This window comes from Holdemania sp. Marseille-P2844, from assembly GCF_900120005.1.
Taxonomy (GTDB): Bacteria; Bacillota_I; Bacilli_A; order Erysipelotrichales; family Erysipelotrichaceae; genus Holdemania.
In genome coordinates, this window is record NZ_LT635448.1 from 244,540 (window position 1) to 269,386 (window position 24,847).

A 24,847-nucleotide genomic window follows, 5' to 3' on the forward strand; every position below is an offset into this window, starting at 1 on the left:
TTATGCGGGCAATCATGATCATGTTTGACACGCTGACACGCAGTTACCTGCCGAACTATGGCAATGACTGGGTGATCGCGCCGAATTTTCAGCGGTTGGAAGAACACTGCGTCACTTTCGATCATTTTTATGGAGGAAGCATGCCGTGTATGCCGGCCCGGCGCGAGCTGCATACCGGAAAGCTGAACTTTCTTCACCGCAGCTGGGGACCGCTGGAACCCTTTGATATTTCTGTTGTGGATCAATTAAAGAATCATGGAATCTATACCCATCTGATCACGGATCATTCGCATTATTTTGAAGACGGCGGAGCCACATATCATAACCGGTATAACAGCTGGGAAGGCTTCCGCGGTCAGGAAGGGGATCGCTGGCAGCCGCGGGATATCGACCTGAAGCTGCCGCGCCAACATCCGTTAACGAAACCCGGCATTTCTTTTGTTCAGCATTACGCGAATCGACAAAAACAGCGTCGGGAAGAGGATTATTCTTCAATAAAGACGATAAATGCGGGGTTGGAATTTCTCCAGTCGCATGGAAACCGGGAAAACTGGTTCGTTCAGGTGGAATGCTTTGATCCGCATGAGCCGTTTGTGGTTCCGCAGCGGTATCGTGATTTATATGGTTTGACGCAGCCGCCGCGGCTGAACTGGCCGGTCTATGGCCCGCTTACAGGTAAGCTGAGTCTGGATGAACTGGAGGATCTGCGCAAGGAATATGCCGCGCTGATCAGTATGTGCGACGCCTATCTTGGCAAAATTCTGGATTTTATGGATGACCATGAGATGTGGAAGGATACGTTGCTGATCGTGAATACCGATCATGGTTTCTTATTGGGCGAGCATGACTGGCTGGGGAAGAACAAACCTCCGCTGTATAATGAGATCGTGCATATGCCTTGCTTCATCCATGTGCCGGGGCAGCCTGAAAACCAGCGCCGGTCGGCCTTGGCGCAGACGGTGGATATTCCTGCGACGTTGCTGGATTATTTCGCGGTTCCGCCAATCGCCGGCATGGCGGGATGTTCCCTGCTTCCTGTGGTGAGTCAGGATCGGGAAATTCATGACGCGGTTTTGTTTGGAATCTTCGGCGGTCATGTGAATGTTACGGATGGCGAATGGCTTTATATGCGCGCCAATCGAACGCCGGATAACCAGCCGCTGGCGGAATATACCCTGATGCCGACGCACATGCGGGAATTCTTCTCTCGGGAGGAATTAAACGGCGCGGAGCTTGTGCGGCTGAATCAATTTTCCCATCAAATGCCGGTGTTGCGGATTCCCTGTCATACTGATCAGAATTCCGCGCTGGATGGCGACTTCCTGTTTCATCTGACCGAGGATCCCGAACAGAAACAGAATTTAATAGATGACAGGCCGCAGGAAAGGGCGAGGATGATCCGATTATTGAAAGAAAAAATGATCGAATCTGAAGCACCGAGGGAGCAATGGATTCGAATGGGGCTGTCACAAACGGAATGAAATAAAAAATCTGGACTTTGCTCCAGATTTTAATTTTATCAGGTGAATAAGTTGATTTTCTCCCTGAATATTGGGCTTATCCAATTTGCGGAGCCGATTGTCTGTATGTCAGCTTGATTGACCATTTGTGTTTAAATCTGATTTGATTCCTTGTTCCACTCATTCAACTGGGATTTCCGAATGTCTTATGTTTCTAACGATATAGTCCATAATTAGTTCTCCAGCTTCTAATTTATCTATTTTTGAAACTGGATTTTTACAATTTAAACTTATTGCAGCAAAAACGTAGATACTCTTTCACTGATATTTCCTGGCGATGTAAAATTCCAAGAATAACAAATAGAATTTCTGCTATCGTAATATAACAGTCTTTCAAATCAAAAATAAAGAAGTTGGGAATTTGTAGAAAATCTAAGCTTCCGCCCCAAAACAGCTTATCAATCAGACTGCACAAGCATCCAGCTAAGCCGAAAATCAGTATCATTTTTACTGGGAAACTAGTATTTTCTATTTTTCTCTTATACAATAAATAGCCCGATATCAAGATCCCTAAAGCAAAAACATTTAGAAGAATCGTTACGAAGGAGTCTGATAATAGTTCAATAAAATTTCCAAAATAAGATAAACGTGTATTTAATACAGGATTAAACCTGAGGATTCCAGAAAGGATATCGAATTCATACTGCATGAATCCTCTTGATATCCTTATTTTTACAGTTTGATCTATCAGAATGAAAAATAATATGGGAATGATAAAAAGCTTAAACTTTTTAACAAACATGACCTCCCTTCAAATTCATATTTTTCTATCGGACAAGCCCAATTTATCGTTTTACAACTACTGTGATAAGGCTTACAGCTTCATCGTACGGATTAAGGATGCCAGGCTCAGAACCTTTTTTACAAATAGGACAAGTTCCTTTTCTTAAACCAGCTTCTTTTCCATCGCAAATGGCTTTTCCATGTCTTGATAATATGAAGTTTATATTCTTGCTTGTTTCACGCTGATTCTGGTCAATAGAATCGCCGATATGAATAACACAGGAAATGTTCCCTTGTTCATCCCTATCCATTTTTGCGGTCATCATCCCTGTTTCGTTATTCATGCCCTGACGGGTAATGTCTTTCCTCGCATTAAAATTCCTCTCTCCGGATTTCAATTTATTTCCAGAATCCAGCTTAGCGAAAACAGCGGCGTTTACCAAATCATTTCCGAGATAAACAAGACCAGCGGCAGGGTGAACAAGCTGAGAAGTGTTGAAAGACTGACAATCTGTGCGCCTAATGTAATATCCTGATCAAACATCTGGGCAAAAACCGGAGCCAGCACCGCGGAGGGAGCCGCGGCAGAAATGAGAATGACCGTGCGGATCGTGGCATAGGATTCAGGAATGAAGCAAAACGCTGCCAATAAAAGCGCGGGGATCAACGCCAGGCGGGCAAAGCTGACGCGATAGGCCGTTTTGTTTTTGAACATGTGGACGAGCGGACTTTTTGCCAGATATGCTCCTAACACCAACATGGCCAACGGCGTGTTCAGGGATCCCAGCGACTCTATGGCTTCCATAAAAGGCGGCGACGGTTTCACTGTCAGGAAAATGACGACGCCCAGGATCATGGCCCAGATGCAGGGATTCGTCACGATTTTTCTGAGCGTGATGTTTTCTTTCTTTCCCGACATCACAACAACGCCATACGTCCAGGCGTACAAATAGAAGCAGACGATAAACGGGGCGAGATAGAATACCGCTTCAATCCCCAATAAGCCGGTGACTAACGGAATCCCCAGAAAACCGGCATTGGAAAACACCAGCGAGAATTTTTCAACCCGTTCCTCTGGCTTGAAAAGAAGCTGAGCGATGAGGATGTTGGCGGCGTATACCGCGAGACTTAACAGGAAAGCGAACATTAATCCTTGTAATTTCTCTGCTGAATATTCCTGATTGAAAGAAGTCACAATCGTGCAGGGAGTAGCGACCATTAAGAGAATATTGGATAACCGGGCGGTCGTGTCGTCGTTGATCGTTTTCTTTCGATACAGCTGATAGCCGACGGCCATCATCAGGAACATTTTAATGATTTGATTGAGGATTGTAATCGCTGATTCCATGGTAGCCTCCCTGTGCTGAATTTTCACTAAGGACATTATACAGGGTTTCACAGGGAATAGGAAATGAAGTCAGAAAATTGCGGCAAGTGAAAGATGCAGAGAAATCGGTCTGCGGACTCGCCGGGTCAAACAGGATGAGAAAGTTTCGTCTGTTCTTGGAAGGTTTAATAATCTGATCTGAAAAAGGAATTCCGCCTGGGGAATTCCCGGATCTTTGTTTGAGCACACCGTTACGGCTTTAACGTGTAATTGTTGCGGCCGTTTTTCTTGGACATATAGAGGGCGGAGTCCGCTTTCTGATATAACGATTCAAAATCCTGTGCTTCCCGCGCCGTCAGCGCAACGCCGATGCTGGCGCTGACATCCCAGCTGTTTCCCAAAGCCATGTGCGTATAGTGCAGCGCTTTTAACAACCGCTGAGCTCTGTTCTTTACCCAGGCGATATCCGGCGCTGGAATGAAGACCGCGAATTCATCGCCGCCGATCCGGCCGATGATATCCTGTTCGCGGAACTGAGCACGCAGCACGGCCGCAAATTTTTCTATCACCGAATCGCCGAAGCATGACCATACAGATCATTTGCCTGCTTGAACGTATCAATATCCAGAATGAAGAAAGCGTACAGCTGATCCGGTTTCTCTTTCAATAAATGTTCGATGTGCCGCCGGGTGGCTGTCTTTGTCAGCAGTCCGGTCATTTCATCCAGCTGCGCCAGTTCCTGCAGCCGGTTCTCCTGCCGTTTTTCAGCGTCGATGTTTTGGCGGTAGGTCAGCATGTGCAGCGAACCGTCGCTCTTCTGTGCAATGATCCGGGCAGTGATCCGCATCCAGAAATAATCGCCGCCGGTGGACATCAAGAATTCATATTTTAACGTGTCCTGCCCTGCTTCATACGCCTTGATGACATTTTCCGGCTTAAAGGTGTCGATATAACCCTGCCGGTATTCCTCTTTGATCTGTTTTTCCGCTACAATTTTTAATGCTTCGTCATACGGCGTGTTGGCTTCTGCGCCCAGACTCATGAAATATTGAACCGTCGCTTCATTCGCCGGCCGGTTGCGTGTAATGTCCAGTTCGTAAATGTCGTCGAATAACTCCTCGGTCGCCTTTTTGAAGATGGATCGTTTTTCCTGCTCCATGGATTGCGTCAGCGTGACGATCTGGCGGTTAAAGCTGCGGATGACGCGGGTGATGACGATCAGGATGAAGATGATGATCATCAGGATGATCAAAGCCGAGCGCAGCATCTCCTGTCTAAGCTCAGCCAGAAACTTGCCGGTATCCTGCCGGACGACCAGATGCCAGTCCAGCTCGGGAATATAACGGGTGATCAGGTAATCTTCACCGGAACGCCGTCCATCCTGCGCGGTCCAGAAGCTGTCGGCGGCTTCGCCTTTATTCCAGATCAATAACGATTGCCGGATATCCTGCGGATAATCGAAAAGTGAAAAGAAATTGACCTTTTCATAGCCGGTATAATGCGATGCGATCTCGATCATGCCGTTTTGATCAACCAGATAGGCTTCAACATTGTATTGATTTTCATATTCCTGAATCAGCGCCTGCAGCGAATCAATCTGCAAGCCGACGCCGACCGTGCCCAAAAGCGTGCCGTCATCCTCCTGGATGCTGCAATTAATGAAGACCGTAATCTTATTATTCGCTCCGGCGACTTCATCGTTATCCACATTGATCCAGTAATCCTGAGATAAACTTAAGGAATCATAATACCAGTCATTTTCCGGATTTTCCGGCTCCAGCGTCCGATCCAGACCTTCAAAATTGTAATAGCGATGGGTCGCAGATGAAACGAGAAAAACGGAATCGTAGTTGTATTTTATCCGATAGCTGTTGAGATACTCGCGCAGTGTCTCAATATACTCGGAACTGTCCAGATTTTCCTGTTCCTGCAAGAGCGTTGTGCGAAGCAGGCTGTCGTTGGCCATGGTCAGCGAGATGTTGACCGGTTTGGTAAACAATGTTGTGAGCTGGTAATAGATTCCTTCGGAGGTAAGACTGGAAACCTGTTCAATGTTATCCAGCGAAACGGTGTAATTCATCTGATAACTCAGGAAGGCCGTTATTAAAAAGCCGATCACGATGATCAGGCACACCAGCAAGTTTGTGCGGATCAGAATATTTTTCTTCATCGAAGTCACCCCTTATTCAGAGAAAAAGCAAATCCCCCTTTGCTTTCTTCTGTTCTGGTATGTTCAAAAAAACGTCTGAGGGTCGCAACCGGGAGGCAGGCCGCAGCCAGAGGATTGAATTCTATTTTTATTGTATGGGGAATCGTTGGGGAATACAAATCTTTTTTCCAACATTGGCTCTTTGCCGACCAAACTTAATTCTGGATCAGAAGCGTGTGAAAGAGAAAAAAACGGCTGGAAATGTTGCCGGTCTGCCGGCGGATTCGGTTTTACGCGGCGTGGCAGTGAGGAAAAGGCGCAGAGAACATGAAATTTTGTCAGGAGCGAAAATTGTCCCGCGTTGCCTCTGTCGGGATGCTATAATCGGAATAACAAAATCCGCGGCCGGTTCTGGCCAGCCCTGCCGGCATTGGATAAGTTTATCTTCAGGGAGGAAAAATATGACACGAAAAGTAATCTGGGACAGCGCGCCTGTCCCGCGGTTTCATCAACAACGCCAGCCGGTCTTCTTGAGCGATCAGACGATGCGGGAGCGGCGGGATAAAATTCTGGCCCGCATGGCAAAGCATCAGCTTGATTGTCTGGCGGTTTACTGTGATCTGGAACATGGTTCCAACTTTGAGTATTTAACCGGTTTTCTGACCCGCTTTGAGGAGTCGATGCTGCTGCTGTTCAAGACTGGCCAAGCGGTCTTGCTGCTGGGAAATGAAAATACGAAAATGGTCAACTATTCGCGGATTCCGGCGACGATGCTGCATGTTCCGTTTTTCTCACTGCCGAATCAGCCGATGACGGATGACGGCCGTCTTTGTGATTTTTTCACGCAGGCCGGGATTGAATCCGGCATGAAGGTCGGCGTGGCCGGCTGGAAGCTGTTCACCAGCCAGACGGAGGAAAACAGTACGCTGTTTGACGTGCCGTCGTTCATCGTCGAGGCTTTGCGTCAGGCCGGGGGCCGGCTGATCAACGCCACGGGACTGTTCATTGATCCGCGTAACGGCGCGCGGATCACGAACAACGCCAACGAACTGATCCATTATGAATACGGCGCTTCGCTGGCTTCCGACTGCGTGCTGAGGGCGATGGAAGCGTTAGCCCCGGGAAAGACCGAGCTGGAAATCGGTTCGCTGATGAACGCCGAAGGGCAGCGCCCGAGCGTCGTAACGATCTTTTCCACCGGCGACCGCTTTGAAAAAGCAAATCTGTATCCTTGCGGCAAGGCAATCCAACTTGGCGATAAGCTGTCGTTAACGACCGGGTACAAGGGCGGACTGACCAGCCGGGCCGGCTATGCCGTCAGCGATCCGTCGCAGCTGCCGGAAGGCGCGCAGGATTATCTGGAAAAGCTGGCCATGCCCTATTATGCCGCCGTCGCGGAATGGCTGGAAACGCTGAAGGTCGGCCTTTTGGGCGGCGAGCTGTACGAGTGTATCGAAAGGGTATTGCCCAAGGCGCAGTATCACTGGTCGCTGAATCCGGGACATTTGAGCGCGGATGAGGAATGGCTCTGTTCGCCGATCACCCCGGGGTCCACGATTCCGTTAGCCAGCGGGATGCTTTTTCAGATCGACATCATCCCGTCGATGCAAGGCTATGGGGGAACCGGAGCGGAAAGCACCGTGGCTTTGGCGGATGAGGCTTTGCGCCGTCAGATCGAGAAAGAAGATCCGATTTTGTGGGATACAATCCGCCAACGCCGGGCTTATATTCAAAAGGAGCTGGGCATTATCTTACATGAAGACGTGCTGCCGATGTGCGATACCGTGGCGTACTACCAGCCGCTGATGCTCAACCGTCAAAAGGTTCTGAAAATAAAGCGCTGAGCTTTCCGTTCTTTCTTTTATGGAAAAAAGTTGAGGGTCAATTTCTGACCCCCTTTCTTTTTTCAGGATGCGTATACTTGGGGTAAATAAACGAAGAAAGGGGTTCACCACATGAAAGTATTAATTGGCGGCTTTGTCGCCGAATCCAACGCCCGCGTGAAAAAAACGTGCGCGCTGCAGGATTTTATGATGAAAACCGGCGAAGACGTCGTCGACGCGCTGTATGTCCGCGATTTGTTTGAGGAAGCCGGAATCGAAGTCATTCCGACGATTTACGCAGACGGCCGGGCTGGGGGCCGCGTCACCCGGGAAGCGTTCGACTTCATTCTTGAACAATTCCTGAACGGCGTGCGCGAACACATCGACGAGATCGACGGGATGTTTTTCTTCCTGCATGGCGCTAGCAATGTCCTCGGATTGGAAGGGGGCAGCGGCGAGCATACGATCATCCGCGAAATCCGCAAGCTTATCGGACCTTACCTGCCGATCGCAATGGTCATGGATCCGCACGGCAATCTGTCGCAGGAACAGGCCGACAACTGTCAGATTATCCGCACTTTCCGCCATTCCCCCCACACCGACCGGCCGGATTGTCACCGACTGGTAGCGAAGCTGTTTATCGACTTACTGAACAACCGCCGCGACATTCATCCGGTGTACCGCAAGGTTCCGATTTTAGTCGGCGGGGAGCGCAGTGTTTCGCTGGATGAACCGATGGTTTCCATCAACAAGCTGCTCGATGAAATCGAGGCGGATCCGAGGATTCTGTGCTGTTCCTATCATATCGGCTATGTGCGCCATGACAACGCGAAATGCGGCGCCAGCGTCATCGTCGTTCCGCAGACAGAGAACGATCGGGCGTATGCGGAAGAGAAAGCTGATCAGATCGCGGCCTTTGCCTGGAGCAAGCGCCGGGAGTTCCATTTTACCGGCAACGCGCTGGAGCCGGAAGACGCGTTCCAACAGGCGGTTGAATATCCTCAATCCCCGGTCGTCATCACCGATTCCGGAGATAACTGCACCGCCGGCGGTCCAGGCTGCAACACGACGATTTTAAAGCAGTGCCTGGCCGCGAAAGATCTGCACGGCAAGCGGGTTGTATTCGCCTGCATCGCGGATGCGGAAACCGCTCTGGCTTTGAAAGACAAACAGCCGGGTACCCATGTCAGCGTCGAGTTGGGCGCGAATCTGGATGAATTGTCGGCGAAGGTGCATCTGGAAGGCACGGTCAAAGCGACCGGTGAGCTGCATCACCATTATGGCGAAACGCTGTCCGTCGGCACCTGCACGACGATCACGCTGGACGGCACGGCGATCGACGTGATCATCGCGGAAAAAGCCGTTTCTTTCGCGGAGGATCAACAATATACCGCGGCCGGTCTGAATCTGTTTGATTATGATCTGATCATCGTCAAGCAGGGTTACATTTACCCGCGCTTAAAGGAACTGGCGAAGTTCAGCGTGATGTCACTGACCGACGGTGCGACGAACCAGCGCACGGAAAAGATTCGGTACCGCACGATTCTGCGCCCGATGTATCCGATCGACAACATTTAGACCTTGCCGATGTGATCCAAAGCCTGAGTGCGCTGACTTTCATCTGACAAAAAATTCCAATGATCCTGCTTTCTGTCTGTATCTGAGGCGAAAAGCAGGCTCTATTGATTCCCTTTTACGGACTGCGGTGTGATCGCCGCGGTTCTTTTTTTGCCGTTATCCCGCTTCGCTGGCCGCAAAGCTCATCCCCGCCTTCTGCTTTTTCGCTTTTTTCCTTTTATTTCTTCTTTTTCCGGGTTGACAACGATAAAAAAACTGCCGTACATTCAAGGGTGCAGAAACCTGTTTTCCCCGGCCTTTTTCCAATTTGATTGTAAGCGCTTGATCTCCTTTAACAAAAGCGGATTTCCGGGCATAGATTCAGGGTCGATTTCTGAACCCCAAAACGATGGAAGCGCATGCTAAGATGAAGGCGACAACAGTGGTAAACAGGATTCAATAGAACAGAGAGGAACCTAGGTATGAAGATCAATCGGCTCAGTTTGCTGAACTCCTTGTTTAACGTGCTGAATGAAAACAATCAGGGAGATCCCTATTTCATTCTCGCTGAATATTTTCTCGAGCACTATCATGAATTGTCGAGGCTCAATATTTATGACGTGGCCGCCGACTGTTTTGTGTCCCGTTCCAGTATCCGCCGGTTCTGTCAGGCGATCGGATATGAGAACTTCGTCGCGTTTAAAGATGAATTCGCCCAGTACGACGATCAGCGGGCAAGCTTTCAGAAGCATGCCGGACGGGAGAACTACCGCGAAACCTTGACGCAGGAAATCAACGCGATGATCGCCGAGCTGGATCAGCGCATGAACACGGCGGAAGTCGAGCGGCTGGCCGAACGGATTCACGACGCCCGCGAGGTCGTCTTTCTGACCTCCAGCGTCGGCGCGACCTCGGTCGCTCAGTTCCAGCATTCGATGATCTTTCAGAACAAGGTCATCCGGATGGTTTCCGATATGTATGAGAATATTGATTTCGTAAAGCATTTGCAGAAAGAGGATCTGCTTCTGGTGATTTCCGGATCCGGACTGTTCGCCGCTGCTTCGCGCGATTACCTGCGGGACAATCCGGCGTATAAAATCCTCTTTACGCTCAACCGCAGCCATGACTTCGACGACGTCTATGATACGATCTATCATCTGAGCGCCGCCGACCGGTCGCAGGAAGCGAAATCCGTCTATTATACCTATGGAACGATCTATGTGCTGGATGTGCTGTACAGCGTCTACGTCAGAAAATATGGAGACTCTCAATAAGCGCCGCCAATCCGCATTGCGGAAGGGGCAAAGGAGAGAAAACAATGGACTATGGACGAGATCCAATTTTTCCGGAGGGCTTTCTGTGGGGAGCGTCCTCTGCGGCCTGGCAGGTTGAAGGCGGGGTCGCCGAAGGCGGCCGCACACCGGCCATCATCGACCTCAACAGTAAGACGAAAAAACCTTATGCTGACAATTCAATCGCCGCCGATCATTACCACCACTGGAAAGAAGACGTACAGCTGATGGCGGAGTGCGGCTTCACCTCTTACCGCTTTTCACTCGCCTGGCCGCGGATCATTCCCGCTTCCGACGGCAAGGTCAATCCGGAAGGCATTCAGTTTTACAACGATTTGATCGACGAGCTGCTCGCGCACAACATTACGCCGATCGTCACCCTGTACCATTATGACATGCCGGTGTGGGTGGATGAACTGGGCGGCTGGCGCGACCGGCGGGTGATCGATCTGTTCGATCACTACGTCCGCGTCTGCTTCGAGGCGTTCGGCGACCGTGTTAAATACTGGCTGTCGATCAACGAGCAGAACATGCAGATCGTCTATGGCAAGTGGCTGGGGTTGGACAAGGGCTGCACCGATTGGGAAAAAGACAAGTGGCGGATTAACCACATCATGAACCTGTGCCATGCCAAGGCTGTGATCGCCTGCCATGAATTAGTCGTGGGCGGCAAGATCGGTCCGGTGCCGGGCTATGTTCCGATTTACCCGGAAAGCTGCAAGCCGCAGGATCAGATCGCGGCGATGAACGCCGAAGAACTGACGGAAAAAATCTGGAACGACTTGTATGCGTTCCGCGAATACAGCGGATTTGTCAAGCAGTATTGGAAGCTGCACGACATTGATCCGGATATCCGGCCGGGGGATATGGAACTGATCGGCCAGGCGAAAATTGATTACTTCGCCCTCAACTGTTACCGTTCCAACGTCGCGAAGCATTGCCCGAAAGAGGAAAGCTATCTGGAGCTGGCGCTGAATAAAGAAGGTAAAAAAGGCCAGTTCGTCTATCCGAAATTCCCGGGTGAATATGCCCTGGCGCCGAACCCTTACGTTGAAACGACGGACTGGGACTGGGAAATCGACCCGGTCGCGATGCGGTATATGCTAAGGTATGTCTGGGATCATTACCGTCTGCCGATGATGATCACGGAAAACGGACTGGGCGCGCACGAACAGGTCGGCCCGGACGGCCAGGTGCACGATGCGAATCGGATCGCCTTCCTGCGCGATCAGATCTATCAGGTTGGTCTGGCAATCGAAGACGGGTGCGAGGTGATCGGCTATAATCCATGGTCGTTTACCGATCTGTTAAGCACCGGCAACGGGATGGCGAAGCGCTATGGTCTGGTTTATATCAACACGACAGACGAGGAAACGCTGGATCTGCGCCGCATTCCGAAGGATTCCTTCTATTGGTATTCCCGTCTGATCCGCTCCAACGGCCGCGATTGGGGAAGGCCGGCAACAAAAGAAACAAACAGAAACGAGGAGAAGAACGCATGAAGGGCAACGCTCAGGAAAAGAAAATGATCGACGAGATCGTCCGGCTGGTCGGCGGGACGGAAAATATCAACACGGCGATGCATTGTTCCACCCGCATCCGCTTTACGCTCAAAGAGGAAAAGAAAGCCGACGTGAACGCCTTGGAAAACGTCGAGGGTGTTTTGGGGGCACAGTGGAAAGCAGGCCAGCTGCAGGTCATCATCGGCCAGAAAGTCGGCCGCATCTATGAAATGATGATCGAACAATATCCGATGACCTCGGGTGGCGAGGTACCGGATGATTTCGGGGAAAAGAACGAAGAAAAGAAGAAATTCAGCTTCAGCGCGATCCTGGATTTCCTGGCCGGCTGCTTAGCGCCATGTCTGCCGTGCATTCTGGGCGGCGGCTTGTTAAAGGGCTTCATCTCGCTGTTTGTGATGATGAAGGTACTGACCTCCGGCAGCGATATGCATACGTTCTTAAGCATTATATCGGACGTTCCATTCTACTTCCTGCCGTTCTTGCTGGCCAATTCCAGCGCGAAGAAGTTCAACACGGACGCGTTCATGGCGATGGCGGTCGCGGGCATGTTGATGTATCCGACGGTAATCAACAATGCCGGCACGGCGATCCATTTGCTTGGATTCCCGGTGACCTACGCGAAATATTCCGGATCTGTCATTCCGATTATCCTGTCGGTCTGGGTGCTGAAATATGTCTACAAGGGCGTCAACAAGGTCATTCCGGATTTCTTGCGGATGTTGTTCGCACCGATCTGCGTGTTTATCATCATGGGCTTTGTCGCCCTGGGCATCACCGGGCCGATCGGCTACTACCTGTCCAGCTATGTCGCAATGGCGGTCAACTGGCTGTTTGACTTCTCACCGATCGTCGCGGGCTTCATCGTCGGTTTTACGCGTCAGTTCATCGTCTTCACCGGCATGCATCTGTCCCTGACGGCGATCATCCTGTCCAACCTGGAAGTGTATGGCCGGGATCCGCTGATCGCGATCTACGGGATTTCCGCACTGGCAGTTGCGGGCGCAGCTTTTGGAGCTTTCCTCCGGCTGAAGAATAAAAACAACAAAGAAATCGCGCTGTCAGCGGGAATCTCCGCAGTCTTAGGCATTACGGAGCCAGGTCTGTACGGCGTGCTGGTTCGCTTCAAGTGGCCGTTTATGGCGGCTTCCATCGCCAGCGGCGTCGGCGGAGCCTTGAGCGCCATCTTAGGGGGCTATGGTTATGTCGTTTCCACTCCGTCAGTGATTTCCTTAGCGATCTTCGGCGATACGATGCCGGTCGTGGCGCTGTGCTACGCAGTGGCGTTTGTGATCGCGCTGGTGCTGACGTATATCAAACCGTTTGACGAGAATGTGGAAAAGAGCGAGCGGGCGATTCAGGCCGAGAAGAAGGCTGTCTTAAAGATCAAGTCGGAACCGACGGCGGTGGCCGCTCCGGTGGACGGCGAACTGATCGCCTTGAGCCAGGTCGACGACAAGACCTTTGCCAGCGGGGTTGTCGGCGAAGGCATGGCCGTGATTCCTGCCAATGGAAAGTTATCGGCTCCGGTCAGCGGCACGGTGGCGATGGTCTTCCCCACGCAGCACGCAATCGGCTTTACAACCGATAACGGCGAGGAGATCTTAATGCACATCGGGTTGGACACCGTCGGCATGAAGGGCGAAGGCTTTGCGATCCATGTAAAAGAAGGTCAGCGCGTCGCTGCGGGCGAAGCGATCGGCAGCTTTGATCCGGAGCTTGTCAAAACCCGGGGACTGGATCCGGTCGTCATCGTCATCGCAACGAAGAAGGACGGCGCGCTTGCGTGCAAGCCGCAGGGTCAGGTCCAGGCCGGAAGCAGTATCTATACGATTGGCTGAGCTTGCGGTCAACTGGAAAACAGGCAGAAATCGGCTTTAAAATGGAGAAGGACGGCGGGCCGGATCGGTTTCCGCCGCCTCTCGCCAAGTGAAAGTTGAGTCAAACAAGGAGGCGTTCACGATGAAAGCGGCTTATACACGGGAAATCATTAATCCCATCCTTCCGTGCAAAATGGAAGGCTACAATGAAGCGCGGTTTTGTTTCAACCAGACGGCGCAGCAGAAACAGGTCAGCGGCGAAGGGCTGCGGACGGCCTGCGGTCTGCGCGACGATCTGCTTTTGGATACGCTGATTTTACAAGCCGGGGAAACGATGGTGTTTTTCACGCTGGATATCGCGATTGCCGAGCAGCAGTTTACCGACGCCTGCCGCAAGGCGGTCAGCGAAGCCTGCGGCTTGGACGTGTCGCATATCTGCGTCAGCTGTTCGCATACTCATAACAGTCCGGTGGTGTCCCATGGCATGAACGGAGAACTGGATCCGGATCTGGAGTATTGGGAGCGGATTCAGGATAAAATGATCTATTCCGCGAAATGGGCGCTGCGGCATTTGCGCGAGGCGCAGGCGACGCTCGATCAGGTTACGATCAACGGCTTTTATAACAACCGCAACCGGCCCGGCGAGGAATACAACGACCGCTGCGAGATCCTGACACTGCGGACTGCGGGCGGTCTGCCGCTGGTGCAGCTGCTGAACCTGGCGTGTCATCCGACGATTCTGGGCGCGCAGAACCTGTATATCACCGCTGATTTCTTCGGTGTGCTCCGCCGCAGCGTGCAGGGAGCGACGGGCATGCCGGTCATGATTTTCAACGGCGAAGCCGGCGACGTCAGTCCGCGGTTAATGAAAAAGGGCGTGGATTGGAATGAATGTCTTCGCTATGGCGAAGGCATCGCGGCCCAGCTCATCGACCCGAAACATCCTCATCCGCTGACCGTGGAGAAACTGGACGTCCGGTCAGTGAAGATGACGATCGACTACAATCCGCAGACCAACGAATACCTGCTGGAAAAACAGCGGGAACTCAAGGCGGAGCTGGAAACGCTCGATCCGGACAGCGACCGGGCGCACCGGATTACCGCGTGCTATTTGCGCGATGTCGAGGACAAGCTGGCGCAGACGCATTTGCATTACGAGCCGGAATGTCTGATCGTGGATTTCGGCAGCTTCCGAATCGTGACGGTGCCGTGCGAAATCGACACGGTGCTGGGCAAACGGATCCGCGAATACGATGGCAAACCGACGCTTTTGTGCGCGTATGCCAACGGCTTTCATTACTATGCCGTCAACAAGCAGGAATATGGGATTGTGTTTGAATCGTTCAACACGTATTTCCCATACGGCGCAGCCGACGAGATGGTCGATCTGATTCTGGCTCAGCTTCAAGCGTAAATTGGAAAAAAATAGAATTTAGAAAGTGGCGCGCAGTCGTCATTTTCTTCTGGAATGAAAGGGGGCATCACGGCGATGATCAAGCTGATTGCGACGGATCTGGACGGGACGCTGTGCAACGCGAATCATTGTCTGGATCAGACGATTGCGGATTATATGAAGAAGCTGTCGGCGCGCCGGATTGAATGGGTGCTGGCGAGCGGCCGGGCGATGGAAATTGTCGAACCGCTGTTTGCGAAGTACGCCTTCCGCTGTCCGGTGATCGCCTTAAATGGCGCGCTGGTTTACGACCGCGGGGGAAAGCTGACGCAGCGCTGGCCGATGAAGACCCAACCGGCGCAGGCCATGCTTCATGAAATCCAAAAGCGGGGAGTTCTGGCTGTTGCGTCGATGGAAAAGGGAAATTGGTGCAGCGACCCGCAAGCCTACCGGCAGCGGATGGAAACGTTAGTCAGGCGGCTGCCGGATCCGGCGCTGTTCGCGCAGGAACATGGCTTTCTGAGTCTGACGGACACGCCGCTGGAACAGCTGGGCGCTTGTTATAAAATTGAAATTTATGATTCCCGGCCGGCGTTGGCGGATTGGGCGCGGGCTGCGACAGACTTCAAGGTCAGCGTCGTTCACGGGGATGTGATTGAAATGACGGACAGCGCGGTTTCCAAAGCGGCGGCGCTGCGGCAGCTTTGCGAATCGCGGCGCCTGGCAAACGAGGAAGTGCTGTGTTTTGGCGACAGCGAGAATGATTTGGAAATGCTGCAGGAATTCCGCTACGGACACATCATGCGCAACGCAGAGGAACCGCTGTTGGCGCAGGTCAATCACATTGCACCGGCGAATACGGCCTATGGCGTGCTGCGGGTGATTGAAAATTACACCGGGATTCCCATCGGAAAGGAACAAGCATGAAAACAAAGACTTTAAAAGGCTTACAGCTGATTGAAATGGTACTGGGCGTGGCGATCACGGCGCTGGGCCTGTCGTTTATGATGAAGTCCGGACTGGGCCAGACCGCCGTCGTGGCGTTTACGCAGAATCTGGCGTTTCTGACCCGGCTGAAAAGCGGTACGTTGATCATCATCTTTAACTGCAGCTGCGTCCTGATTCAGATTTTAATTCAACGGCGGCAGTTTCCCAAGCTGCAGCTGCTGCAGGTGCTGGTCGCCTGGCTGCAGGGACAGATCGTCAACGTGTTCTGTTATGATCTGCCGGGCTTCTCAACCTGGATTCCGGGCAGCTACGGCGTCCAGTGGCTGGCGATGATCGCCGGGATTTTGTTGGCGTCGTACGGCGTGGCGGTGATGATGACGGCGGATTTGATTCGGCATCCGTTTGAGCAGCTGGTCATGGTGCTGTCCCAGCGGTGGGCCATCCCGTTCAGTGTTCTGCGCAGCCGGGCGGATATGTTTTTCATCGGACTCAGCCTGCTTCTGATCGTAATTTTCCATCTGGAATTGACGACCTTGCGCGAGGGGACCTGGGTCTCGATGTTGTTACTGGGCCGGTCGATGGCGTTCACGTTTCCGGCAGCCCGGAAATGTTCCGGCTATTGCCAGCTGAAAGAACGCGTCACGGCGTCGGTTTCTCTGGATTAACCGGTTATCCGCAGAAGACATGACCAATCTTACGAATAAGCTTCACCTGTCGATCAGGTCTGCGAGCCCTTGTGCCTGCGGATCTGATTTTTTTTGCTTAACTGACAGTTAAAAAAATTAACCAAAACCTTCTTTCCATTCAGTTGTACAAGCGTTGGGCAGCTGTTAAGATAAACTTGGAAAAAGCTTTTTCTTAACGATCCGCAAACGACATGAAAGGAGATTCATGATGAAGATGAACGAAGTGATCCGCCAGCGCCGCAAGGAGCTGGGGCTGACGCAGGACCGCGTCGCCGAACTGCTGGGGGTTTCCGCCCCGGCTGTCAACAAATGGGAAAACGGCAACAGCTATCCCGATATCACGCTTTTGCCGCCGTTAGCCCGGCTGTTAAAAACAGATTTGAACACATTGCTTTCCTTTCAAGACGAGCTGACAGACTTGGAAGTTGCCAACCTGATGAACGAAGTCGCGGAGCAGGTGAAAAACGGCGATCTGGAAGCCGCCTTTGAAATGGCACGGGACAGGATCCGGGAATATCCTAACTGCATGACGCTGATCTACGGCATGGCGACGATGATTAAAGGCTCCGTTACGATGACCCGGCCGGAAGACGCCTCGCGGTATAAGGCGCAGGCTGACGATTGGCTGTGGTTATGCGCAAAGGGGGAAAACCGGCATGTCCGGGAATCCGCAATCGTGATGTTGTTTTCCGACGCTCTGGAGCGGAAAGCGCTGGACGAAGCCCGGACACTGCTCGATCAGCTGCCCGAACCGCTGGCCGTGGATAAGCAGCAGCTGAAAATCAACCTGCATCTTGCCAGCGGCGAGGAAGAAAAGGCAATGGATCTCATGGAACGCCAGCTGTTAAAGACCGCGAACAACCTGATTACACAGCTGAGTAATTTAATGGATCTCAGCTGGAAGCAGGGGCAGAGCGAGCGGGCTGAGCGCTATGGCGAGCTGTCGCGCCAAACCGCGGAACAGTTTGATCTGATGCCTTACGATCACGCGATCGCTGATTTCCTGCTGGCCTTGCAGAAAAAAGAGGCGAAGCCGTGTCTGGACGCTCTGCAGCGCATGCTGGAAGCGCTCAAACAGCCGTGGGATCCGTCGATTTCCCCGCTCTATCCGCATATTAAAAACACCAATGACGTAGGCACGTTCAACACCATTTTAATAAGCTCGCTGCTCAAAGAACTGCAGCGGGATGAGAAGCTGGCTTTCTTGCGGGAAGATCCGGCGTATGCGAAATTTGTTTCCCGCTATTTAACCCCGGATGATCCGGCCTGAGTGCTCTGTAAAAAAGCATGAATGTCAGCGGTCTGCTTGAAAAAGGCCATTTCAGATTGCCATGGCGCCCTGCAGCTTTGACAATCTTGGCGGATTGTTTCAGATTTCGACAGATTTCCGCGGCTGTCTATTCCTTTGGAAAGAAAAAGGATTAAGATGTAGGTGTAATCAGAACATGGGTCTGATGCAAAAAAGGGAGTGGACATGATGAAGAATTCAATGACTCGGATTTTGTGGTTTATCGCAGGGATTCTGTTGATCCTTTCCGGCTGTACGCTGTTGTTTAATCCCGATGCGTCGCTTATCTCCATGGCTGGCATGATCGGGTTTGTCATCCTGCTGAGCGGTATTTTCGACCTGACGATTTATTTTGTATTTCATAATCTGATGCTGGGTTCCGGCTGGCAGCTGCTGGACGGAATTCTCGGCGTATTGGTCGGCTTTATGTTTCTGGGCAACAGCGTGCTGGTCGCGTCGGTGCTGCCGTATATCTTCGGTATGTGGATCATGTTCTCCGGCCTGTCCAAGCTGGTCGGCGGCTTTGATCTGAAAAAGCTGAACTTTGACGGCTGGGGCTGGCTGGTTTTGATCGGCGCGGCGATGACGATTCTGGGCTTGCTGACGTTCTTCAAGCCGATGATCGGCACGGTGGCTCTGTCGGCCCTCTTCGCGATTGCTCTGATCGTCGAAGGCGCGCATGCCTTATTGCGCGGGATTTATTACCAACGCTTCTGGCTGTAACTTTCGAAGATCAGCACAGAAAAATCAAAACGGGAACGCCGCACAGGGAAAATGAACACCCCGATACCGGCACTCCCGTTTTTTTGTTCTGGCTTTTACGCAGAAAGAAAAATCCATATAAATGAAGAAAATCCCCGAACCCAAAGGCCCCGGAGAATTTATTGTTCTGCCTGCTGTGCAGAGGCAGGCCAACCGTGCTTTTGAAGATATCCCGCAGATTGGCGAGTTTGTCTGCCGCGTCCTGATTGTTGATATCATATCAAAAAAATTTGATATGAAGATTGATAAATTCAGTGTTTGACTGTATGATCAAAATACATCAAAAAAATTTGATATGAGGAGGGAAACGATGGAGGAATATTCCAGCGACACCAAAATCTTTAAAGCGTTTTGCGATGCAAACCGGCTGAAAATTCTGGAGCTGCTCAAAGATGGCGAAAAATGCGCCTGCCGGCTGATCGAGATTCTGGATATCCGCCAGTCAGCGTTATCCTATCATATGAAGATTCTGTGTGATTCGGGCATTGTCGTCAGCCGTCAGGATGGAAAATGGACGCATTACCGGCTAAACGAGGAAGGCATTGAACACGCTGTGCGTAGACTGTCTTTCCTGACAGGCCGAAAAACAGACGAAATGTAGAAGTCATCGGCGGATGACTTTTAAAAAATTTCAACATATCAAAATATTTTGATCTGAAAGAGGAAGGAAGTGCAAAATGGAGTTCTTACAAAATCTTTTGTCGCTGATTCAGGATCAGATTCTGGGAATGCGGTGGCTGAATCAGGGGATTGGCTTACTTTTGGAAAAATTGGGTTTGGATGTGACCTCAAGATGGGGCGGGAGCGTTCACTTCTTTCTGTATGACGTGATTAAAATCACGGTGCTGCTGTGCCTGCTGATCTTGTTGATTTCTTATATTCAAAGTTATTTCCCGCCGGAGCGCAGCCGGAAAATCCTGACGCGCTTTCATGGCGTCGGGGCGAACCTGATTGCCGCGCTGCTGGGCACGGTGACGCCGTTTTGTTCCTGTTCGTCGATTCCACTTTTTATTGGCTTTACCAGTGCGGGGCTGCCGTTAGGCGTGACGTTTTCATTTCTGATTTCATCGCCGATGGTGGATTTGGGAAGTCTGGTTTTATTAATGAGTATCTTCGGTGCGAAGATTGCGGTGCTGTATGTAATCATTGGTTTAGTGATCGCAGTCGCAGGCGGAACCTTGATTGAAAAGCTGCAGCTTGAGGATCAGGTCGAGGACTTCATCCGTTCAGCCCGGGCTGGAACAGTGGACGATGTCGCAATGACCCGCAAAGACCGGCTGACTTATGCCCGCCAACAGGTTCAGGAAACGTTAAGCAAGGTGTTTCCTTATATTCTGGTCGGCGTCGGCGTTGGCGCGGTGATTCACAACTGGATTCCGGAAGTGTGGATCGAAGCGCTGCTGGGCAGTAAGAATCCGCTGGGCGTCGTGTTGGCGACCTTAGTCGGCGTTCCGATGTACGCCGATATCTTCGGCACGATTCCGGTTGCGGAAGCACTGTTGGCCAAAGGGGCGCAGCTGGGCACGATTCTGGCGTTTATGATGGCGGTGACGACGTTAAGCCTGCCGTCGATGATCATGCTGAAAAAAGCTGTGAAACCTAAATTGCTGGCGGTGTTCATCGCCGTCTGCACGATTGGAATTATTCTGGTCGGTTATCTGTTTAACGGCTTTCAGGGATTTTTAATCTAAGGAGGAAAAAGCAATGCGGATTTTTGGAAAACAAACGACCGGGAAGGCTTGCGGCTGTCAAACACCTTCCATCAAAGCGGCAACGATGAATTCGAACGAAGAGGAGGCCGGGATTAAAATTCTGGGTTCCGGCTGCGCGAAATGCGCCGCGCTGGAAAAGGCAGTCAGAACGGCTGCGGAAGAGCTGAAGCTGAACTGGCCGATCGCGCATGTGACGGACTGGACTGAGATCGCCGCCTATGGCGTAATGAGCACGCCGGCGCTGGTTGTGAAGGGGAAAGTCGTTTCTTATGGCAAAGTGCTGAGCGTCGATGAAGCGAAGACCCTGCTGAAACAATCCTGCTGATAACGTCGAATTCGCTCATCCCAATCTGAAAAAATCTCCGGAGAACGCAGGCTTCCCGGAGATTTTCTTATTTGTTATTCTGTTTGTTGCGCAGGTGCATGTAGACGGTGTTCTTGGAAATATCCAGCAGATTGGCGACCTTGATCACCGCATCCTTGATGTTGAAAATCCCGTAATCATCCAATCCCATCACGATCATTTTGTTTTTATTCGACGGCGCGATGGACGAATCGTTCATCACCCGCTCGCGGACGCTGCGCAGCGTCGATTCGATCAGCTCGTCGGAATTGTCCGCAAAGTTTTCCATCGCCGGCTGGCCTAATAACCCCGGCGTCTGCGGGACTAACGTCTTTACGAAATCATTCAGCGAGGTGTTCATATACAAATTCATGCAAAGCAGGCCGATGATCTTCCGCTTTTCCCCGCGGATCGCAATCGTCGTTGATTTCAGCGGTTCGCCTTTTTTGTTCGTGCTGAAATAGGTGATATAATCCTTATTCGTATTTTCGATCTTTTCCAGCATGTTTAACGCCAGATCGGTGATCGGCGCGCCGATCTTTCTTCCGGTATGCGATCCATTGATGATGTTGATTACGGAATGCTCGTAATTTTCCAAGGAGTGCAGGACAATTTCATACCCTTCCCCCAGATAACAGGCCAGCCCTTCGATCATGTTGGAATAGGAGTTCAGAATTTCCTGATCTACCAGGGTCAGGTCGACAGATTGATAAGCCATAGTCTTTCCTCTTTTCTTCCATTTATTGTAAACGATCAACCCCGGTTCTGGCTATATGTAAGTACGCTTGTTTTTCCAGCTTTGACATTTTCCGCCGTGATGAAGCGGGTGATTGAGAATTCTGTTCCATTGGTAATCACGCAGGGAATCGTCATATCATAGCCTTTTGCCTGCAGCGCTTCCAAATCGAAGTGAATCAAGGTCGTGCCGGGCTTCACTTTATCGCCTTCTCGGACGATGCATTCAAAGCCCTTGCCCTTTTCGTTCACGGTGTCCATGCCGATGTGGATCAGAAACTCCAGGCCGTCCTCCGCGCGCAGACCAATCGCGTGCAGCGTCGGGAAGATCATCAGCACCGTGCCCTTAAACGGAGCGACGATATATTCTCCAGAAGGCACGACCGCGAAGCCGTCGCCCATCATTTTCTGACTGAAGGTCGTGTCCCGCACCTGCTCGAGCGGAAGAATCCGGCCGTCGCAGGGAGCCAGCATCGTCGGCTCGGTTTCTTTCTTTCTCAACAAATTAAACATGGTTTTCCTCCTGCCACTGAATCAGCGCGGCTTTGATTCGTTCTAATGCGGCGATCACCTTGGCATCGTCCCGATACACGCCCAGCACGATGCGCAGATGACCTTCGCCGCCCGGGCCGTAGTTTTTTCCATCGTTGACGGCGACTTGAGCGTGCTTCACCAGATACTGCACGATCTGCGAGGAATCGCCCAATCGGGACACGTCCACCCAGCACAAGAAGCCGGACTGCGGCAGATCGGCGTGCACGTTGGGGATGGAGTTGAGAATCTTTTCCGCGGCCTGCCGGCGGACGTTGAACGCCCGTTCAAATTCCTGCATAAACGACGGATCCTCCAGAGCGGCGATCAATGCTTTCTGACAGGCGGTGTTGGTTGCGCCCAAAACGGAAACCGCATTGGCGTACAGCGAATCCATGATCTCATCGCCGCAGACCAGATAACCGACGCGCAAACCGCTCAAGCCCATGCCCTTGGAAAAGGAGAAGACCGTCACGGTGCGCTCAAACATACCGTTCATCGCGGCCGGGGTGATCATTTCATTCTCGTAACAGAAATCTTCAAACGCCTGATCGCAGACCAGAATCAGATCGTGGCGGAGCACAAAGTCCCGCAGAATTTCCAGCGACTGCCGGTTATAAACGGTCGTTGTCGGATTGTTCGGATGGGTCAGCACGATCATTTTTGTTTTTTCACTGACGGTTTGTTCCAGCAGCTCCGCTTCCAGCTGATAGCCGGTTTCCGGACGCAGCGGAACCGGAACGACGCGCCCGCCCATAATTTCAATGTTCAGCGTGTTGTTGGGATAGCTGGGCGAGGGAATCAGAACTTCGTCGCCGTCCTCGATAAACGGCAGGATTGCGAAATACAGACCGCTGTCCGAGCCGGGCGTGATCAGGATGTTGCGCTCGGGATCGACAAGCAGGTGATTCTTTGTTTTCAGCTTTTCCGCGATCTTCGCTTTCAGCTGGGAGGAGCCGATCGGCGCGGTGTAGTGCGGCGCGGACGGATGCCGGATCGCGTCGATCAACGCCTGCTCGACGTGCTTGGGCATGGAGGCGTCCGGCATAAACGGATCGGCCCAGCCCATCAACGCGACGCCCTGCTTTTCCATTTCCTGATAGGCGCTGCCGACGTCGGCTTTTTCCACAGCGGTAAACAGACCGCCCTCGGCTTTGCGGAAAGCGGGAATCATTTTCTCTTTCATCGTGTTGTTTCCTTTCTATGAAACAGGGGCTGCCTGGCGCAGCCCTGTTCTTATCATCCATTGTAGACTATGTCCCTTTATCTAAGGGAGCGGCAAGCTGAACCGCCGGGGTGGGAGGAACCGGCAGTTCAGCGGAAGGGAGATAGACTCAGCGGTTTTCGTCGAAGCCGAAGACGACCGTCAGCACCGCGGAAACGATAAACGAGATCGCAAACGCAGCCATGACCAGCCAGACGTTGCTCGGATTGTCGCCGATGAACATCGCAAAGTTCAGGAACGACGGGCCGCCCATCGCATAGGCTTTCAAAGCGAAGAAGGAAGCGAACGCACCGCCGCAGGCGCCGCCGATGGCCGCGGCCATGAACGGTTTCTTAAACTTGAAGTTGATGCCGTAGATCGCCGGTTCGGTAACGCCGGTCACCGCTGCGATCGTAGCGGATGCCGCAATCGTTTTGGTCTTCGGGTTCCTGGATTTCAGCCAGACGCCGAACGCCGCGCCGGCCTGCGCCATGTTCGCGGAACCGCTGGCTGGCGAAATATAGTTGAAGCCCTGCGTCGTGATGCCCTGTACCAGAACCGGAACCATGCCGTGATGAATACCCAGGACAACCATCGCAGAATAGATGCCGCCATAGATCAGACCGGCGAAGACGCCGCCTTTTTCAAACAGAACGGTCACAACTGCCGCCAGCTGCAGGCCCACCCAGTTGGCGACCGGCCCGATTGTCATCAAGGCGATCGGCGTCGCGATTAACATCGTTAAGCACGGAACCAGAATGATCTTCAGCGCGCCCGGAATGAATTTGTCGATCATGCGTTCAACCCAGGAAGCAAACCAGATTGCAAAGACCATCGGCAGCACAGAGGACGAATAATTAACAACCGTGAACGGAATTGCCAGGAAGGAGAACGTCGTCGTACCTTCCGCGATTAAGCCGGCCCAGCTGCCCGACATCATCGCTGCGCAGATCGTCAGCGCGACGAACTGGTTCATCTTGAACTGCTTTGCCGCGGAAGCCGCTAACAAGAACGGCAGGAAGGTAAAGATTCCGTTGGCGATTGTGTTGATCACAAAGTAGGTATTGCCGGAGCTGTCCAGACCGAATACGACAGCGATCGTCAGAATGGCGCGGACTAAGCCGGCGCCGGCCAGTGCGGGAACGATTGGATTGAAGATGCCCGCAATCGTTTCAAAGAAGCCGGTTAAAAGATTTCCCTTCTTCTTTTTCAGATCGGATTTGACGTCGTCGAGATTTTCTTCAACCGCCGCTTCTTCGGAAAGACCAGTGAGTTCGATGAAATCCTTATACACGTTGGCAACATCGGTGCCGATGACGATCTGCGTCTGTTTCCCCTTGTTGACGACGCCCATCACACCGTCGACCTGATTGAGCGCCGCTTCGTCAACCAGCGAGGTATCCTTTAAGTTCAGGCGCAGGCGGGTCATGCAGTGAGCCGCGGTGGCAATGTTGGCGGTGCCGCCGACATGCTTGAGGATGTTTTCGACCAGTTGTTTGTTTTTCATTCTGTTT

Annotated in this window: 22 protein-coding genes and 1 pseudogene; 15 read left to right on the plus strand and 8 right to left on the minus strand. The window is 52.0% G+C overall.

Features of this window, described 5'->3' with window-relative positions; genetic code table 11:
• Window positions 1-2: 2 nt before the first annotated feature.
• Window positions 3-1,481 (plus strand): sulfatase-like hydrolase/transferase, encoded by a 1,479-nt coding sequence (locus BQ7364_RS02025; protein WP_072683164.1) that lies wholly within the window; start codon window positions 3-5, stop codon window positions 1,479-1,481.
• A gap of 256 nt (window positions 1,482-1,737) precedes the next feature.
• On the opposite strand, the gene BQ7364_RS02030 is transcribed toward BQ7364_RS02025, so the two are convergent.
• The 4 genes and pseudogenes from BQ7364_RS02030 to BQ7364_RS02045 all read right to left on the minus strand — a co-directional run.
• Entirely contained in the window at window positions 1,738-2,262 is a 525-nt protein-coding gene (locus BQ7364_RS02030) for a signal peptidase II (protein WP_072683165.1), read from the minus strand.
• 43 nt (window positions 2,263-2,305) lie between these two features.
• Window positions 2,306-2,686: a cupin domain-containing protein gene (locus tag BQ7364_RS02035; protein ID WP_229100687.1), complete on the minus strand. Its 381-nt coding sequence runs from the start codon at window positions 2,684-2,686 to the stop codon at window positions 2,306-2,308.
• Window positions 2,680-3,591 (minus strand): AEC family transporter, encoded by a 912-nt coding sequence (locus BQ7364_RS02040; RefSeq protein ID WP_072683166.1) that lies wholly within the window; start codon window positions 3,589-3,591, stop codon window positions 2,680-2,682. Before BQ7364_RS02040 ends, BQ7364_RS02035 begins: the two co-directional genes overlap by 7 nt.
• Window positions 3,592-3,832: 241 nt before the next feature.
• Window positions 3,833-5,740, minus strand: a pseudogene (locus BQ7364_RS02045) (diguanylate cyclase domain-containing protein); the annotation flags it as partial.
• A 440-nt stretch (window positions 5,741-6,180) separates the two neighbouring features.
• On the opposite strand from BQ7364_RS02045, the gene BQ7364_RS02050 reads away from it, so the two are divergent.
• The 14 genes from BQ7364_RS02050 to BQ7364_RS02115 all read left to right on the plus strand — a co-directional run bounded on the left by BQ7364_RS02050 (window position 6,181) and on the right by BQ7364_RS02115 (window position 20,845).
• On the plus strand, window positions 6,181-7,563 hold the full coding sequence (locus BQ7364_RS02050) for a M24 family metallopeptidase (protein WP_083538368.1): 1,383 nt from the start codon (window positions 6,181-6,183) through the stop codon (window positions 7,561-7,563).
• 111 nt (window positions 7,564-7,674) lie between these two features.
• On the plus strand, window positions 7,675-9,120 hold the full coding sequence (locus tag BQ7364_RS02055; RefSeq protein ID WP_072683167.1) for a M81 family metallopeptidase: 1,446 nt from the start codon (window positions 7,675-7,677) through the stop codon (window positions 9,118-9,120).
• A gap of 461 nt (window positions 9,121-9,581) precedes the next feature.
• Window positions 9,582-10,373 carry a MurR/RpiR family transcriptional regulator gene (locus tag BQ7364_RS02060; protein ID WP_072683168.1) on the plus strand — a complete coding sequence of 264 codons (792 nt, stop codon included), beginning with the start codon at window positions 9,582-9,584 and terminating at the stop codon, window positions 10,371-10,373.
• Between the two features lie 44 nt (window positions 10,374-10,417).
• Window positions 10,418-11,893, plus strand: coding sequence for a glycoside hydrolase family 1 protein (locus tag BQ7364_RS02065; RefSeq protein ID WP_072683169.1), 1,476 nt, complete (start codon window positions 10,418-10,420; stop codon window positions 11,891-11,893).
• Window positions 11,890-13,752, plus strand: coding sequence for a glucose PTS transporter subunit IIA (locus BQ7364_RS02070; RefSeq protein ID WP_072683170.1), 1,863 nt, complete (start codon window positions 11,890-11,892; stop codon window positions 13,750-13,752). Before BQ7364_RS02065 ends, BQ7364_RS02070 begins: the two co-directional genes overlap by 4 nt.
• A gap of 121 nt (window positions 13,753-13,873) precedes the next feature.
• Entirely contained in the window at window positions 13,874-15,145 is a 1,272-nt protein-coding gene (locus BQ7364_RS02075) for a hypothetical protein (protein WP_072683171.1), read from the plus strand.
• A gap of 54 nt (window positions 15,146-15,199) precedes the next feature.
• Window positions 15,200-16,051, plus strand: coding sequence for an HAD family hydrolase (locus BQ7364_RS02080; RefSeq protein ID WP_083538370.1), 852 nt, complete (start codon window positions 15,200-15,202; stop codon window positions 16,049-16,051).
• The gene (locus tag BQ7364_RS02085) at window positions 16,048-16,737 is read left to right on the plus strand and encodes a YczE/YyaS/YitT family protein (protein WP_083538372.1); all 690 of its coding nucleotides are present in this window, start codon (window positions 16,048-16,050) and stop codon (window positions 16,735-16,737) included. The genes BQ7364_RS02080 and BQ7364_RS02085 overlap by 4 nt, the downstream gene beginning before the upstream one ends.
• A gap of 229 nt (window positions 16,738-16,966) precedes the next feature.
• Window positions 16,967-18,028 (plus strand): helix-turn-helix domain-containing protein, encoded by a 1,062-nt coding sequence (locus BQ7364_RS02090; protein ID WP_072683173.1) that lies wholly within the window; start codon window positions 16,967-16,969, stop codon window positions 18,026-18,028.
• Between the two features lie 207 nt (window positions 18,029-18,235).
• Window positions 18,236-18,769, plus strand: coding sequence for an HdeD family acid-resistance protein (locus BQ7364_RS02095; RefSeq protein ID WP_072683174.1), 534 nt, complete (start codon window positions 18,236-18,238; stop codon window positions 18,767-18,769).
• A 121-nt stretch (window positions 18,770-18,890) separates the two neighbouring features.
• A complete protein-coding gene (locus BQ7364_RS02100; protein ID WP_072683175.1) occupies window positions 18,891-19,070 on the plus strand; it encodes a hypothetical protein in 180 nt (59 codons plus the stop codon).
• A 48-nt stretch (window positions 19,071-19,118) separates the two neighbouring features.
• Window positions 19,119-19,409 carry an ArsR/SmtB family transcription factor gene (locus BQ7364_RS02105; protein ID WP_072683176.1) on the plus strand — a complete coding sequence of 97 codons (291 nt, stop codon included), beginning with the start codon at window positions 19,119-19,121 and terminating at the stop codon, window positions 19,407-19,409.
• Window positions 19,410-19,485: 76 nt separating this feature from the next.
• The gene (locus BQ7364_RS02110) at window positions 19,486-20,499 is read left to right on the plus strand and encodes a permease (protein ID WP_072683177.1); all 1,014 of its coding nucleotides are present in this window, start codon (window positions 19,486-19,488) and stop codon (window positions 20,497-20,499) included.
• Window positions 20,500-20,512: 13 nt separating this feature from the next.
• Window positions 20,513-20,845: a thioredoxin family protein gene (locus BQ7364_RS02115; RefSeq protein ID WP_072683178.1), complete on the plus strand. Its 333-nt coding sequence runs from the start codon at window positions 20,513-20,515 to the stop codon at window positions 20,843-20,845.
• Window positions 20,846-20,912: 67 nt separating this feature from the next.
• Here the strand turns inward: BQ7364_RS02115 and BQ7364_RS02120 are convergent, their stop codons facing one another.
• From BQ7364_RS02120 to BQ7364_RS02135, 4 genes are all read right to left on the minus strand, one after another.
• On the minus strand, window positions 20,913-21,581 hold the full coding sequence (locus BQ7364_RS02120; protein ID WP_072683179.1) for a helix-turn-helix transcriptional regulator: 669 nt from the start codon (window positions 21,579-21,581) through the stop codon (window positions 20,913-20,915).
• 35 nt (window positions 21,582-21,616) lie between these two features.
• Complete coding sequence (locus BQ7364_RS02125) at window positions 21,617-22,111, minus strand: PTS sugar transporter subunit IIA (protein WP_072683180.1); 495 nt, start codon at window positions 22,109-22,111, stop codon at window positions 21,617-21,619.
• Window positions 22,104-23,315, minus strand: a complete 1,212-nt coding sequence (locus BQ7364_RS02130; protein WP_072683181.1) for a pyridoxal phosphate-dependent aminotransferase — start codon at window positions 23,313-23,315, stop codon at window positions 22,104-22,106. Before BQ7364_RS02130 ends, BQ7364_RS02125 begins: the two co-directional genes overlap by 8 nt.
• Window positions 23,316-23,463: 148 nt before the next feature.
• Window positions 23,464-24,840, minus strand: a complete 1,377-nt coding sequence (locus BQ7364_RS02135; protein WP_072683182.1) for a PTS transporter subunit EIIC — start codon at window positions 24,838-24,840, stop codon at window positions 23,464-23,466.
• Window positions 24,841-24,847: the final 7 nt, after the last annotated feature.

What these genes read in the sequence shown, in the direction of transcription:
- BQ7364_RS02025 (WP_072683164.1), top strand. Translation starts at nt 3, where the DNA reads ATGCGGGCAATCATGATCATGTTTGACACGCTGACACGCAGTTACCTG.
- BQ7364_RS02030 (WP_072683165.1), bottom strand. Translation starts at nt 2,262, where the DNA reads ATGTTTGTTAAAAAGTTTAAGCTTTTTATCATTCCCATATTATTTTTC.
- BQ7364_RS02040 (WP_072683166.1), bottom strand. Translation starts at nt 3,591, where the DNA reads ATGGAATCAGCGATTACAATCCTCAATCAAATCATTAAAATGTTCCTG.
- BQ7364_RS02050 (WP_083538368.1), top strand. Translation starts at nt 6,181, where the DNA reads ATGACACGAAAAGTAATCTGGGACAGCGCGCCTGTCCCGCGGTTTCAT.
- BQ7364_RS02055 (WP_072683167.1), top strand. Translation starts at nt 7,675, where the DNA reads ATGAAAGTATTAATTGGCGGCTTTGTCGCCGAATCCAACGCCCGCGTG.
- BQ7364_RS02060 (WP_072683168.1), top strand. Translation starts at nt 9,582, where the DNA reads ATGAAGATCAATCGGCTCAGTTTGCTGAACTCCTTGTTTAACGTGCTG.
- BQ7364_RS02065 (WP_072683169.1), top strand. Translation starts at nt 10,418, where the DNA reads ATGGACTATGGACGAGATCCAATTTTTCCGGAGGGCTTTCTGTGGGGA.
- BQ7364_RS02070 (WP_072683170.1), top strand. Translation starts at nt 11,890, where the DNA reads ATGAAGGGCAACGCTCAGGAAAAGAAAATGATCGACGAGATCGTCCGG.
- BQ7364_RS02075 (WP_072683171.1), top strand. Translation starts at nt 13,874, where the DNA reads ATGAAAGCGGCTTATACACGGGAAATCATTAATCCCATCCTTCCGTGC.
- BQ7364_RS02080 (WP_083538370.1), top strand. Translation starts at nt 15,200, where the DNA reads ATGAAAGGGGGCATCACGGCGATGATCAAGCTGATTGCGACGGATCTG.
- BQ7364_RS02085 (WP_083538372.1), top strand. Translation starts at nt 16,048, where the DNA reads ATGAAAACAAAGACTTTAAAAGGCTTACAGCTGATTGAAATGGTACTG.
- BQ7364_RS02090 (WP_072683173.1), top strand. Translation starts at nt 16,967, where the DNA reads ATGAAGATGAACGAAGTGATCCGCCAGCGCCGCAAGGAGCTGGGGCTG.
- BQ7364_RS02095 (WP_072683174.1), top strand. Translation starts at nt 18,236, where the DNA reads ATGAAGAATTCAATGACTCGGATTTTGTGGTTTATCGCAGGGATTCTG.
- BQ7364_RS02100 (WP_072683175.1), top strand. Translation starts at nt 18,891, where the DNA reads ATGAAGAAAATCCCCGAACCCAAAGGCCCCGGAGAATTTATTGTTCTG.
- BQ7364_RS02105 (WP_072683176.1), top strand. Translation starts at nt 19,119, where the DNA reads ATGGAGGAATATTCCAGCGACACCAAAATCTTTAAAGCGTTTTGCGAT.
- BQ7364_RS02110 (WP_072683177.1), top strand. Translation starts at nt 19,486, where the DNA reads ATGGAGTTCTTACAAAATCTTTTGTCGCTGATTCAGGATCAGATTCTG.
- BQ7364_RS02115 (WP_072683178.1), top strand. Translation starts at nt 20,513, where the DNA reads ATGCGGATTTTTGGAAAACAAACGACCGGGAAGGCTTGCGGCTGTCAA.
- BQ7364_RS02120 (WP_072683179.1), bottom strand. Translation starts at nt 21,581, where the DNA reads ATGGCTTATCAATCTGTCGACCTGACCCTGGTAGATCAGGAAATTCTG.
- BQ7364_RS02125 (WP_072683180.1), bottom strand. Translation starts at nt 22,111, where the DNA reads ATGTTTAATTTGTTGAGAAAGAAAGAAACCGAGCCGACGATGCTGGCT.
- BQ7364_RS02130 (WP_072683181.1), bottom strand. Translation starts at nt 23,315, where the DNA reads ATGAAAGAGAAAATGATTCCCGCTTTCCGCAAAGCCGAGGGCGGTCTG.
- BQ7364_RS02135 (WP_072683182.1), bottom strand. Translation starts at nt 24,840, where the DNA reads ATGAAAAACAAACAACTGGTCGAAAACATCCTCAAGCATGTCGGCGGC.